This window comes from Plasticicumulans acidivorans, from assembly GCF_003182095.1.
Lineage (GTDB): Bacteria > Pseudomonadota > Gammaproteobacteria > Competibacterales > Competibacteraceae > Plasticicumulans > Plasticicumulans acidivorans.
Window position 1 is genome coordinate 173,811 of record NZ_QGTJ01000004.1, and the last position, 13,271, is coordinate 187,081.

At 63.9% G+C, this 13,271-nt stretch carries 12 protein-coding genes; 10 read left to right on the forward strand and 2 right to left on the reverse strand.

All coding sequences use genetic code 11. The annotated features are described in order from the left end of the window. Window positions 1-3: 3 nt before the first annotated feature. Together acnD and prpF are read left to right on the forward strand one after the other, a co-directional pair. Window positions 4-2,616, forward strand: coding sequence for a Fe/S-dependent 2-methylisocitrate dehydratase AcnD (gene acnD / locus C7443_RS08605; protein ID WP_110018190.1), 2,613 nt, complete (start codon window positions 4-6; stop codon window positions 2,614-2,616). 81 nt (window positions 2,617-2,697) lie between these two features. Then, window positions 2,698-3,891, forward strand: a complete 1,194-nt coding sequence (gene prpF, locus C7443_RS08610) for a 2-methylaconitate cis-trans isomerase PrpF (protein WP_110018191.1) — start codon at window positions 2,698-2,700, stop codon at window positions 3,889-3,891. A 69-nt stretch (window positions 3,892-3,960) separates the two neighbouring features. On the opposite strand, the gene C7443_RS08615 is transcribed toward prpF, so the two are convergent. Next, entirely contained in the window at window positions 3,961-6,960 is a 3,000-nt protein-coding gene (locus tag C7443_RS08615) for a putative bifunctional diguanylate cyclase/phosphodiesterase (RefSeq protein ID WP_110018192.1), read from the reverse strand. Beyond that, window positions 6,957-7,961, reverse strand: a complete 1,005-nt coding sequence (locus C7443_RS08620) for an ABC transporter substrate-binding protein (RefSeq protein WP_170123550.1) — start codon at window positions 7,959-7,961, stop codon at window positions 6,957-6,959. The genes C7443_RS08615 and C7443_RS08620 overlap by 4 nt, the downstream gene beginning before the upstream one ends. Window positions 7,962-8,131: 170 nt before the next feature. Between C7443_RS08620 and rsmG the strand changes: the two genes are divergently transcribed. The 8 genes from rsmG (at window position 8,132) to C7443_RS08660 (ending at window position 13,270) form a co-directional block, all read left to right on the forward strand. Then, window positions 8,132-8,773, forward strand: a complete 642-nt coding sequence (rsmG, locus tag C7443_RS08625) for a 16S rRNA (guanine(527)-N(7))-methyltransferase RsmG (protein WP_110018194.1) — start codon at window positions 8,132-8,134, stop codon at window positions 8,771-8,773. A 19-nt stretch (window positions 8,774-8,792) separates the two neighbouring features. Then, entirely contained in the window at window positions 8,793-9,581 is a 789-nt protein-coding gene (locus tag C7443_RS08630; protein WP_110018195.1) for a ParA family protein, read from the forward strand. 10 nt (window positions 9,582-9,591) lie between these two features. After that, complete coding sequence (locus C7443_RS08635; protein ID WP_110018356.1) at window positions 9,592-10,476, forward strand: ParB/RepB/Spo0J family partition protein; 885 nt, start codon at window positions 9,592-9,594, stop codon at window positions 10,474-10,476. 155 nt (window positions 10,477-10,631) lie between these two features. Further along, entirely contained in the window at window positions 10,632-11,009 is a 378-nt protein-coding gene (locus C7443_RS08640) for an ATP synthase subunit I (protein ID WP_246004599.1), read from the forward strand. A 26-nt stretch (window positions 11,010-11,035) separates the two neighbouring features. Then, window positions 11,036-11,809 (forward strand): F0F1 ATP synthase subunit A, encoded by a 774-nt coding sequence (atpB, locus tag C7443_RS08645; RefSeq protein ID WP_110018196.1) that lies wholly within the window; start codon window positions 11,036-11,038, stop codon window positions 11,807-11,809. Between the two features lie 82 nt (window positions 11,810-11,891). Further along, a complete protein-coding gene (gene atpE / locus C7443_RS08650; protein ID WP_110018197.1) occupies window positions 11,892-12,176 on the forward strand; it encodes a F0F1 ATP synthase subunit C in 285 nt (94 codons plus the stop codon). A 50-nt stretch (window positions 12,177-12,226) separates the two neighbouring features. After that, a complete protein-coding gene (locus tag C7443_RS08655; RefSeq protein WP_110018198.1) occupies window positions 12,227-12,697 on the forward strand; it encodes a F0F1 ATP synthase subunit B in 471 nt (156 codons plus the stop codon). A gap of 18 nt (window positions 12,698-12,715) precedes the next feature. Beyond that, window positions 12,716-13,270: a F0F1 ATP synthase subunit delta gene (locus C7443_RS08660; RefSeq protein ID WP_110018199.1), complete on the forward strand. Its 555-nt coding sequence runs from the start codon at window positions 12,716-12,718 to the stop codon at window positions 13,268-13,270. Window position 13,271: the final 1 nt, after the last annotated feature.

The window sequence follows — 13,271 nt, forward strand, 5'->3', positions numbered from 1 at the left end:
TTCATGAACACTGCTTACCGCAAGCCGCTGCCCGGCACCGCGCTCGATTATTTCGATGCGCGGGCCGCGGTCGAAGCGATCGCGCCCGGTGCCTACGACACTCTGCCGTACACCTCGCGCGTGCTAGCCGAGAATCTGGTGCGCCGCTGCGAGCCGGCGACGCTGACCGACTCTCTCAAGCAGTTGATCGAGCGCAAGCGCGATCTGGACTTCCCGTGGTTCCCGGCGCGCGTGGTTTGCCACGACATCCTCGGCCAGACCGCGCTGGTCGATCTCGCCGGCCTGCGCGATGCGATCGCCGACAAGGGCGGTGAGCCGGCGCTGGTCAACCCGGTGGTGCCGACGCAGCTGATCGTCGACCACTCACTGGCGGTCGAATACGGCGGCTTCGATCCCGAAGCCTTCGACAAGAACCGCGCCGTCGAGGATCGCCGCAACGAGGACCGCTTCCACTTCATCAACTGGACGCGCACCGCGTTCAAGAACGTGGACGTGATCCCGGCCGGCAACGGCATCATGCACCAGATCAATCTGGAGAAGATGTCACCGGTGGTGCAGGTGCGCGAGGGTGTCGCCTTCCCTGACACCTGTGTCGGTACCGACAGCCACACGCCGCACGTCGATGCGCTCGGCGTCATCGCCGTCGGCGTCGGCGGCCTCGAAGCCGAAACCGTGATGCTCGGCCGCGCCTCGATGATGCGCCTGCCCGACATCGTCGGCGTCAAGCTCACCGGCAAGCGCCAGCCCGGCATCACCGCGACCGACATCGTGCTCGCGCTGACCGAGTTCCTGCGCAAGGAGCGCGTCGTCGGTGCCTACGTCGAGTTCTTCGGCGACGGTGCCGCCAGCCTGTCGATCGGTGATCGCGCGACCATCTCCAATATGTGCCCGGAGTACGGCGCGACGGCGGCGATGTTCTACATCGACCAGCAGACCATCGATTATCTCAAGCTCACCGGCCGCGAGCCGGAGCAGGTCGCGCTGGTCGAGAACTACGCCAAGACCACCGGTCTGTGGGCCGATGCGCTGGTGAGCGCCGAGTACGAGCGCGTGCTTGAGTTCGATCTGAGCACGGTCGTGCGCAACATGGCCGGCCCGTCGAACCCGCACCGGCGGTTGCCGACCTCGGCACTGAGCGAGCGCGGTATCGCCGATGAGGGCAAGCTCGCCGAGGCCAAGGACGAGGAAGCCAAGGGTCTGCTGCCGGATGGCGCGGTCATCATCGCCGCGATCACCAGCTGCACCAACACCAGCAACCCGCGCAACGTGGTCGCCGCCGCGCTGCTCGCGCGCAACGCCAACAAGCTCGGCCTGGTGCGCAAGCCCTGGGTCAAGACCTCGTTCGCGCCGGGTTCGAAGGTCGCCAAGCTGTATCTGGAAGAGGCCGGGCTGCTGCCGGAGCTGGAAAAGCTCGGCTTCGGCATCGTCGCCTACGCCTGCACCACCTGTAACGGTATGTCGGGCGCACTCGATCCGAAGATTCAGCAGGAGATCATCGACCGCGATCTGTACTCGACCGCGGTGCTCTCGGGCAACCGCAACTTCGACGGTCGCATCCACCCGTACGCGAAGCAGGCCTTCCTCGCCTCGCCGCCGCTGGTCGTCGCCTACGCGATCGCCGGTACCGTGCGCTTCGACATCGAAAACGATGTGCTCGGCACCGACCAGAACGGCAATCCGGTCACGCTGAAGGATCTGTGGCCGAGCGACGAGGAAATCGACGCCATCGTTGCTGCGAGCGTCAAGCCCGAGCAGTTCCGCCAGATCTACATCCCGATGTTCGATCTGGGGGCGGTGCAGGAGGCGAAGAGCCCGCTCTACGACTGGCGGCCGATGTCGACCTACATCCGCCGTCCGCCGTACTGGGAAGGCGCGCTGGCCGGCGAGCGTACGCTCAAGGGCATGCGGCCGCTGGCGGTGCTGCCGGACAACATCACCACCGATCACCTGTCGCCGTCGAACGCGATTCTGCTGAACTCGGCAGCCGGTGAGTACCTGGCGAAGATGGGTCTGCCGGAGGAGGACTTCAACTCCTACGCGACCCACCGCGGTGATCATCTGACGGCACAGCGGGCGACGTTCGCCAACCCCAAGCTCATCAACGAAATGGCGGTGGTCGACGGTCAGGTCAAGCAGGGTTCGCTGGCGCGGGTCGAGCCGGATGGCAAGGTCATGCGCATGTGGGAAGCGATCGAGACCTACATGGAGCGCAAGCAGCCGCTGATCATCATCGCCGGTGCCGACTACGGTCAGGGCTCCTCGCGTGACTGGGCGGCCAAGGGCGTGCGTCTGGCCGGTGTCGAGGCGATCGCCGCCGAGGGCTTCGAGCGCATCCACCGCACCAACCTGATCGGTATGGGCGTGCTGCCGCTGGAGTTCAAACCGGGCACCAATCGCAAGACGCTCGGCATCGACGGCACCGAGACCTACGACGTGGTCGGCGAGCGCAAGCCGCGTGCCGACCTGACGCTGGTCATCCACCGCAAGAACGGCGAGACGGTCGAAGTGCCTGTTACCTGCCGGCTCGACACGGCGGAAGAGGTCCTGATCTACGAAGCCGGCGGCGTGCTGCAGCGCTTCGCGCAGGACTTCCTCGAATCCACGCAGGCCGCGTAAGCGGCAAGCGTAGATTGATTCCGACGTCCATCCCGGGGCGGCGCGGCGACGTGCCGCCCCGGTTTCATTTCAGGAGCAATCATGTCCCAGGTTCCCCAGATCAAAGTCCCTGCGACTTATATGCGCGGCGGTACCAGCAAAGGCGTGTTCTTCAACCTGGCCGAGCTGCCGGCGAGCTGCCAGGTGCCGGGCGAGGCCCGCGACAAGCTGTTGATGCGTGTCATCGGCAGCCCCGATCCGTATGCCAAGCAGATCGATGGCATGGGCGGCGCAACGTCGAGCACCAGCAAGACGGTGATCCTCGCCAAGAGCACTCGCCCGGACCACGACGTCGATTACCTGTTCGGCCAGGTGGCGATCGACAAGGCTTTCGTCGACTGGAGCGGCAACTGCGGCAACCTGTCGGCGGCCGTCGGCCCGTTCGCGATCAGCAACGGCCTGATCGATCCGGCGCGGGTGCCGAGCGATGGCATCTGCACCGTGCGCATCTGGCAGGCCAACATCGGCAAGACGATCATCGCCCATGTGCCGATGACTGCCGGCGCGGTGCAGGAAACCGGCGATTTCGAGCTCGACGGCGTGACCTTCCCGGCGGCCGAAGTGCAGCTGGAGTTCATCGATCCGGCCGACGAGGGCGAAGGTGAGGGCGGTGGTTCGATGTTCCCGACCGGCAATCTGGTCGACGACCTCGAAGTGCCGGGTGTCGGCACGCTGAAGGCGACGATGATCAACGCCGGCATCCCGACGATCTTCGTCAACGCCGAGGCCATCGGCTACACCGGCACCGAGCTGCAGGAAGCCATCAATGGCGACTCCAAGGCGCTGACGATGTTCGAGACGATCCGTGCCTACGGTGCGCTGCGCATGGGCCTGATCAAGAACGTCGACGAGGCCGCCAAGCGTCAGCACACGCCGAAGGTCGCCTTCGTCGCCCCGGCGCAGACCTACACCGCGTCGAGCGGCAAGACGGTCGAGGCTGCCGACATCGACCTGTGCGTGCGAGCGCTGTCGATGGGCAAGCTGCACCACGCGATGATGGGGACCGCCGCGGTCGCCATCGGCACGGCCGCGGCGATCCCGGGCACGCTGGTCAACCTCGCCGCCGGCGGTGGCGAGCGCAACGCCGTGCGCTTCGGGCATCCTTCGGGCACGCTGCGCGTCGGCGCCGAAGCTCAGCAGGCCAGCGGCGAATGGACGGTGACCAAGGCCATCATGTCGCGCTCGGCGCGCGTGCTGATGGAAGGCTGGGTGCGCGTGCCGGGCGATACCTTCTGATCGCCATCGTCCGCCGCTGAGTCCGAGGCCCCGCCGCTCGCGCCGGGGCCTTTTCTTTGCTCGGCCGACTCAGTGGCGGGTCAGCGGCAGGCGGGGGGCGCTGAGCTGGCGGCGTTCATTTTCGTGCAGCAGGACGCCGCGGGCTTCAGTGGCCGGCAGCGGGCGACCAAAGTGATAGCCCTGGGCTTCACCGCAGCCGAGCTCCAGCAGCAGGCGCGCCTGCTCGGCGGTTTCGACGCCTTCGGCGATGACGCCGAGGCCGAGATTGTGCGCCAGACCGATGATCGTGGTGACGATGACATCGTCGGCCGCATCCAGCCCGCGCACGAAGCTCTGGTCGATCTTGAGTTTGTCGACCGGAAAACGCTTGAGGTAGCCAAGGCTTGAATAGCCGGTGCCGAAGTCGTCGATCGACAGCTGCACGCCGAGCTCTTTCAGGTAGCTGACCGTGTCGAGCGTGACGCGATCGGCCTGCATCAGGATGCTTTCGGTCAGTTCGAGTTCGAGGCAGTCGGCAGCGAGTCCGCTCTCGGCCAGCGCGCCGGCGACGGTCGCCAGCAGGGCGCGATGGCGGAACTGCACCGCGGAAAGATTGACCGCGATCGGCACGTGCGGCAGTCCCTGACGCTGCCAGTCGCGGTTCTGCCGGCAGGCGGCCTCGATGACCCATTCGCCGAGTGCGACGATCAGGCCGCTGTCCTCGGCGATCGGGATGAAGCGGTTGGGCGGCACCAGGCCGAGCTGCGGATGCTGCCAGCGCACCAGTGCCTCGAAGCCGATCAGTTCGCCGTCGGCGATCGCCACCTGCGGCTGGTAGTGCAGCACGAATTCACCGTGCTCCAGTGCCGCGCGCAGCCCGCCTTCGAAGGACAGCCGTTCCAGCGCGCGGGCGTTGAGATCGGCGGTGAAGAAGCGGTAGTCGCTGCGTCCGGCCTCCTTGGCCAGATACATCGCCAGGTCGGCATGGCGCAGCAGGGTGTCGGCGTCGGAGCCGTCGTCCGGAAACAACGCGATGCCGAGTGACAGCGAAATGTGCAGTTCGCGTTCCTCCAGCATCAGGGGCTGAGCGATCTGCGCGAGGATTTTCTCGGCGACACGGCCGGCCTGCTCGGGCTCGCCGATCTCGTTGAGGATGACGACGAACTCGTCACCACCGAGGCGGCTGACGGTGTCGCCGGCGCGCAGGCAGCTGCGCAGGCGCTGGGCGACATGCTGCAGCAGACGGTCGCCAACGGCGTGGCCGAGCGAGTCGTTGACGACCTTAAAGCGGTCGAGGTCGAGGAACAGCACGCCGACGCGGGTGCCGTGGCGATGGGCGATATTGATGGTCTGGCGCAGGCGGTCGTTCAGCAGCACACGATTGGGCAGGCCGGTGAGCGCGTCGTGGTTGGCGAGAAACTCCAGCTTGGCTTCCGCCTCGCGCCGCGCGCTGATGTCGTGGATCAGCAGCAGGCGCGCCCGTCGACCTTCGAAGCCCAGCGGGTAGGAGTGCACTTCGGCGAACAGCGTGCTGCCGTCACGGCGCTGCAGGCGCCAGACGGTTTCGCTGTCAGCGTTTTCGTGTTCGAGCGCTTCGGCAAGCGACTGCGACTCATCCGCCGGCAACAGCTGGTGCAAGGTCAGCTGGCGCCAGTCGTCCTGTCCATAGCCAAAGGTTTCGAGCGCCGCGGTGTTGGCGGCAAGCAGGGTCTGGCTGTCGCGGTCGTAGACCCATAGCGGCAGCGGGTTGGCCTCGAACAGCCGCCGGTAGCGCAATTCGCTATCTCGCAGTGCGGTCTCGGCTTCGGCGCGGGCCTGCTCGGCCAGCAGGTTGTCGAGGGCAAAGCCGATGTCCTCGGTGGTTTCAGTCAGCAGGCGAACGACGTCACCATCGAAGAAGTGGGCGCTGCGTGCATACAGCGACAGCACCGCGATCGTCTGGCCGCCGCTGCGGATCGGAAACGACGCCGTTGAGGCGATGCCGAAGGCGCGCGCGCGCGCATGCCAGGGTGCCGTGCGCGGATCGGTCAGCGTGTCGTTGCTGATCTGCGCCTGGCCGCTGAGCAGGGCACGCGCCGGCGGCCCGAAGCCTTCCGGGCGGTCAGGATCGAGTGCGATCGGGGCTTGCGCGAGGATGTAATCGCTGTCGGGCCCGTGGCAGGCGCTGACGACGATATATTCGCGGCGTGCATCGACACGGCCGATCCAGGCCAGCGGCAGCTGGCCGAAATCCGTGGTGATTCGGCAGATTTCGCTGAACAGCTTTTCCGGTTCGCGTGCCCGCACGATGGTCTGGTTGGTTTCGGACAGGGCCGCATACAGCCTGGCCAGCCGCTGCAGATGTTCATCCTGTGCATCAAGGCGGTCGAGCATGCCGTTGAGGCAGTCGGCGACATGGCCGATTTCATCGTCGTACAGCACCGGTGCCCGTGTGCTGCGGGCACCGGCTGCCCGCTGTTCGAGCGCGAGGCGAATTGCATTGAGGGGTTCGAAGACTCGGCGCCGGTGCAGGCGGGCGCTGCACAGCAGCAGCAGCAGCGTTGCCAGCGCGATGCTGGCACTCAGCGCCAGCGTGGTGTGACGGGCGTTGTTTTCGAGCGCGGTGCGGTCGATGCGTACCAGTACCGTGCCGGGTGTCAGTCCTGTATCGCCATCACCACTGCCGATGACCATCGCTTGCGGTGCCGAGTAGCACAGCGCCTGGCCATGACTGCCGTGACAATCGAAAGCGTCGTGGCGATCGAGCAGTTCACCCAGCTCGCTCACCGCCATCGGCGAACGGCCTATCCAGCCCAGTCGGGTCGCCGCGATGATGCGTGGCGGATCGCTGTCGGCGATGACCACCAGCAGCTCGACACCTTCGGCGGCACCCTGAGCCGCGACCAGGCGTTGCAGTGTGTCGAGGTCGGTGATCGTCTCGGCGGCATCGCCGAGGCTGTCGGCGAGCTGGCGTGCACGTGCCAGCAGCTGATCGTGCAGATGCGCCGAGAACGCAACGTGCGCGAGCAGGATGGCGGAGCCGGCAAGCAGCACGCCGATCAGCGCGAGCGGCAGCAGCAGGCGGCGACGGAGCGAGGGCAGGGGGGTCATCGTCGTGTGCGGGGCAGACTGGCTCTGGCATCGAGTGGCAGCACCAGCGCCTGAATGTCCAGATCCGGTGGCAAAAGATGCACATCCTGCAGCGCCGCCCGCGAGAAATCGATGGCACGCATGAGAGCGCCCGTACGCGGCGTCATCCACTGAGCCTGCTCGTCGAGACCGATGAAACGCAGCCCTGCCAGAGCTTGGCGCGTCTGTTCGATATCGATGCCGAGATGATCGGCAATCATCGCCAGTGCTGCCTGCGGCTCATCCAGCAGATATTGGCGGGCCTGTTCCAGCGCGGCGATCACGCGCTGCCAGTCGGCCTGACGCGTGCTCAGGCTGCGGCTGTCGACGGCGAGCAGATCCACGACCAGATCGGGAATCTGCGAGCTGTCGAACAAGGTGACGACGCCCGGCAGTGCGGCGATGTCCTCGGCGTAGGGGGAATAGCTGGTAACGGCATCGACTTCGCCGGCGAGGAAAGCGGTTTTCATCGCCGAGGGATTCAGCGGCACGGTGGTGACATCGACGAGATCGAGGCCGACGCTGTGCAGGGCCTGGTCGAGCACGAGCAGATTGATCGAGGCCGGCTCGATACCGATACGGCGTCCGCGCAGGGCCTGCAGGTGGTCTGCGGGCGGTCGCCCGAGGATGACATCACCGCCACGCGAACTGTCGATCACATAAACCGCGCGCGGCTTCGAGGGGCCGCTGCGCTGGGCGAACAACAGGTCGACCGAGGTCAGGCCGGCGGCGTCGACCCGCCCGCGCTCCAGTGCGCGGCGCGACTCGCCGGTGCCGAGAAATTCCAGCAGCTGCACGCGCACGCCGGCCTGAGCGAAGAAACCGAGGCTGTCGGCGAGAAACAGCAGTTCGTAGCCGGGCCAGCGGCTGGTGGCGATGCGCAGGGGTTGTGCGTCGGGCGAGGAGCAGGCGAGCAGACCACACAGGCTGGCATGCAGGAGCCAACGTATCAGTGTCCGCAGTGGGCTTGGCGTTGGCTGCACGGATATCGCCTCACCTAGCGAAGATAAGGATGATCGAACGATAACAACACTTGGCTCCTTGCATTCAGTGGCGATGCCGCGTTGCAGCACGCTGCGCCGATGCAGCCGCAGTGGCGTGTTACACTCGGCGCGCTTTTCAGAAACATCCAGCTCCGGAGTCAACCCTTCCCGTGAACCACCTCGAAGACGCCATCGCCGCGGGCCTCGACGGGCTGCGGCTTGCCGTATCCGGGGCCGTTGTCAGCCGTCTGGCTGCCTACCTGAGCCTGCTTGAGCAATGGAATCGGGCATATAACCTGACAGCGGTGCGCGACGTGCGGGAAATGGTGCCACGGCACATTCTCGACAGTCTGAGTATTCTGCCTTGGCTGCATGGAGAGCGCGTGCTCGATGTCGGCAGCGGTGCTGGTTTGCCGGGCATTCCGCTGGCACTCATGTCACCGCAGCGTACCTTCACGTTGCTGGATGGTGCCGGTAAACGCACCCGTTTCATGACGCAGGTGGTACTTGAGCTCGAATTGCCCAATGTGACGGTGGTGCAGTCACGCGTCGAGGCATTCCGGCCGCCGCAGCCGTTCGACACGGTGGTGTCACGCGCTTTCGCGTCTGTCGAGCATTTCGTGTCGCTGGCCGGATCGCTCTGTGCGCGGGATGGTCGCCTGCTGGCGATGAAGGGGCTTTTTCCTGCCGAGGAGCTGGCGCAGCTTCCGGCCGGTTACGCGGTGCTCGCCAGCCACCGGCTCGACGTGCCGGGTGTGGATGGTGAGCGCCATCTGATCGAACTGGTGCCGGTCGCGACGGCGAGCGGCTGAATTTGCAGGCGGATCATCCATGGGCAAGGTCATCGCCATCGCCAATCAAAAGGGCGGGGTCGGCAAGACCACGACTACAGTCAATCTGGCTGCATCGCTGGCAGCGGCGAAGGCTCGACTCAAGGTCATTCTGGTCGACCTCGACCCGCAGGGTAACGCGACGATGGGCTGCGGCATCGACAAGCATGCCGCCAGCGTGACGATGAATGAGGTACTGCTCGATGAGGCGCCAGTCGGCACCGGGCTGGTGTTCTCGGAATCCGCAGGCATCCAGGTGCTGCCGGCCAATGGCGATCTCACTGCGGCTGAAGTGGCCCTGGCGCAGCGCGAGCGTGGTGCATTCCGTCTGCGCGAGGCGCTCGAAGCCATTCGCGGCAATTTCGATTACATCCTCATCGATTGCCCGCCGTCGCTGAACATGCTGACGATCAACGCGCTGACGGCAGCCGACAGTATCCTGATCCCGGTGCAGTGCGAGTACTACGCATTGGAAGGGCTCAGTGCCCTGCTGTCGACCATCGAGCAGGTCAAGGCGAGCACCAATCCAGGGCTGCACATCGAAGGTTTGCTGCGCACGATGTTCGATGCCCGCAATCGTCTGGCCAACGAAGTGTCGGGGCAGGTGCTGGAACATTTCGGTACGCAGGTCTATGACTCGGTGATTCCGCGCAACGTGCGCTTGGCCGAGGCGCCAAGTTATGGCCAGCCGATCATCGTCTACGATCCCGCCTCGCGTGGAGCAGAGAGCTATCGCGAGCTGGCGAAGGAAATGATCAAGCGTGGCCGCCGTGCCGCAGTCAGTGTTTGAGGTGCGCACGATGGCGAGTAAGAAGGGCGGACTGGGCCGCGGGCTGGATGCCTTGCTGGGAGCCTCGCGCAGCCTGCCATCCGCGGTGGCGGCCGGTGTCGCTGCGGAGCGTGCGGATGGAGAGTTGCGCTCGATCTCCATCGACCTGCTCGATCGGGGCCGCTGGCAGCCGCGTCAGGACATGCATCAGGAGTCGCTGCAGGAGCTGGCTGATTCGATCCGTGCTCAGGGGGTCGTGCAGCCGATCGTCGTGCGGGCGATTGCCGGCGGGCGTTACGAAATCATCGCCGGCGAGCGACGCTGGCGGGCCGCGCAGCTGGCGGGTCTGCATCAGTTGCCGGCTGTCGTGCGTGACGTGCCGGATCAGGCCGCGGTGGCGATCGCACTGATCGAGAACATTCAGCGTGAAGGGCTCAATCCGCTGGAAGAAGCCAGTGCCCTGCGCCGTTTGATCGATGAATTCGATCTTACGCATCAGGCTGCGGCAGAAGCCGTCGGACGTTCGCGAGTCGCAGTCAGCAATCTGCTGCGCCTGCTCGATCTCGCGGATGAGGTTCAGGAAATGCTGCGCAGTGCGCGGCTGGAAATGGGGCATGCACGCGCGCTGCTGTCGCTGCCGGCGCCACTGCAGATCGAGGCTGCGCGCCAGGTTGCGCTGCGCGGACTTTCGGTTCGTGAAACGGAAGCGTTGGTTCGGCGACTGGCAGGCGCGGAAAAAATTCCCGCCAAGCCAGCCAGCACCGAAAATCCGGATGTCCGGCGTTTGCAGGATGAGCTCGGTGCGCGTCTCGGTGCACGTGTGCAGCTGCGTCAGTCAGATGCGGGAAAAGGTCAATTGGTGATTCATTACAATAACTTGGATGAGCTTGATGGGATCTTGGGGCATATTCGCTGAAGGTGGCTTTATTTAAGTTCTTGATTGACCATTCAGGTCACAGACTTTTATAATCCGCGCCGCGTTTGCAGGATGCTCCGTCCGGATTCTGCTGTTGTACAAAACGGTTTTTTCGCGATGCGGTGGTCGTGAGAAAAATGTTCGGAGCCGGGTGTTTGATCCAAGAAAACATGAAAGCGTCGGCAGGCGCGAGAAAAGCAACGCAGAGAATTCTTGTCGTTCAGTTGGTTGTCACATCGCTGGCCGTTTTAATCGCCGCGTTTCTCGGGGGTTCTGAGAAAGCGGTATCGGCTGGTGTGGGTGGGGGGATAGGCATCGTCGTCACAGTGTATTTTGCGCTTCAGGTGTTTTCTGTCCGTCCCGGACGGACAGCTGCCAAGATGGCGCAGGCACTGTATATCGGCGAAGCAGTCAAGCTGGTGCTGACCGTCCTGCTGTTCGCAGTGGCGCTGGTGCTGTTTGACTTGGAGTTTTTGCCTCTGATCCTCACTTACGCGGCCACGTTGGCAGCCTACTGGCTGGCCCTACTCTAAAACTTGGACGCTTCGGTGAAGATGCTATGAGTGCAGGTGCAGGTCCGCATTCCGCTTCGGAATACATCATCCATCACCTCCATCCGTTGGCGGTCGGTGAAGGGTTCTGGACTCTTCACCTCGATACGATGTTTTTCTCTCTTGCGCTCGGCGTGTTGTTTCTCTGGCTGTTTCGCAAGGCCGCGATCAACGCGACTTCAGGAGTGCCTGGGCCATTGCAGAATTTCTGTGAAATTCTGGTCGAATTCGTCGATGGGCAGGTCAAAGATTCGTTCCACGGCCACAACCCTGTCATTGCGCCATTGGCCCTGACGATTTTCGTGTGGGTGTTTTTGTGGAATACGATGGACCTGCTGCCCGTCGATCTTTTACCGGCAATCGGCCAGTTGATTGGCATTCCTTATCTGCGCGTCGTTCCTTCGACAGACCTCAATTCGACTTTCGGTCTTTCGATCAGTGTGCTCTGCCTGATCTATTACTACAGCATTAAGGTCAAGGGCGGCGGCGGCTTCGCCCATGAAGTGCTCGGCCACCCGTTCGGTATCAAAGCTGCGCCGGCTAATTTGCTGTTGCGCATCGTCGAAGACCTGGCCAAGCCGATCTCTCTCGCACTTCGTTTGTTTGGCAACCTCTATGCCGGCGAGCTGATCTTCATCCTCATTGCGTTGCTGCCGTGGTGGGTGCAGCCGCTGCTGGGCTGGCCGTGGGCGGTGTTCCACATCCTGGTCATCACCCTGCAAGCCTTCATCTTCATGACCCTGACCATCGTGTACCTGTCCATGGCGCACGAGGATCATTGATCCAGGGCGGAAGTCGTAAGTCGATAAGTCGCTTAATCCTGTTCAGTTCAACCTCAAACCTATCGCTTCATCTGGAGGAAAAATGGAAATCGCCAAGCTCGTTGCTGACGTCCAGGGCATGACCGTTATCGCCGTTGCTCTCATCCTCGGCCTGGGTGCGCTCGGTACCGCTATCGGCTTCGCGTTGCTCGGTGGCAAGTTCCTCGAAGGTGCTGCCCGCCAGCCGGAAATGATCCCGACCCTGCAGGTGAAAATGTTCATCGTCGCCGGCCTGCTCGACGCGGTGACCATGATCGGTGTCGGTATCGCGCTGTTCTTCACGTTCGCCAACCCCTTCCTCGGCCCGGTCCAGGCGCTTGCCCACTAATCAATCAAGGCCGCTGACGGGACAGTCCCGTACAAGAAGGGGGTAATGACGTGAATATCAATGCCACGCTCATCGGGCAGATGATCACGTTCGCCCTTCTGGTGGTCTTCACGATGAAGTACGTATGGCCTCCGATTATGCAGGCCATGCACGACCGCCAGAAGCGCATCGCTGAAGGCTTGGCTTCCGCGGAACGCGGCGTCCACGAGCAGGAACTGGCCAAGGCCAAGGCTGCCGAGATGCTGAAGGAATCCAAGCAGCAAGCAGCTGAGATCATCACCCAGGCCCAAAAGCGGGCCGCGGAAATCGTCGAGCAGTCCAAGCTCGAAGCACAGGCCGAAGGCACTCGCCAGCTGCATGCAGCGCAAGCGGAGATTGAACTCGAGTTCAATCGCGCTCGCGAACAACTGCGCGGCCAGGTCGTCAACATTGCCGTCGCCGGTGCCGGCAAGGTCCTGAAGCGTGAAATCGACGCTCAGGCTCATGCCAAGCTGCTGGATGACCTTGTGTCGCAGCTCTAATCACGGACGGGACTACCCATGGCTGAAACGACAACTGTCGCACGCCCCTATGCCCGCGCCGCCTTTGAGCACGCCAAGGGCAAAAAGAGTGGTCTGAAGAAGTGGTCGGAACTGCTGACGGTGCTTGCCACCGTCGTGCACGACACCGCGATGCAGGCCGCAATTTCAAGTCCTGCCCTGTCGTTCGAGGACAAGGCCGGGCTGGTGCTGGATGTCTGCCGTGCCACGGTCGGTGACAAGGCGGTGTCCGAGGACTTCGTCAATTTCGTCCGCCTGCTCGCGGAGAATCGGCGTCTGGAGACCGTGACCGAGATCGCCGCGCTGTACGAGATGCTCAAGGCCGAGGCTGAAAAGTCGATCAAGGCTGAAGTGCGCTCTGCTTTCGAGCTGGATGACGCCCAGAAAGCCAAGATCGCCGAGGCACTCAAGCAGCGTCTGCAGCGCGATGTCGATGTCGATGTCGTCGTCGACGAGTCGCTCTTGGGTGGCGCGATCATCCGGGCCGGGGATGTGGTCATTGACGGTTCAGCTCGGGGCCAGTTGGCCAAGTTCGCCACCGCCCTGCGCCAGTAAG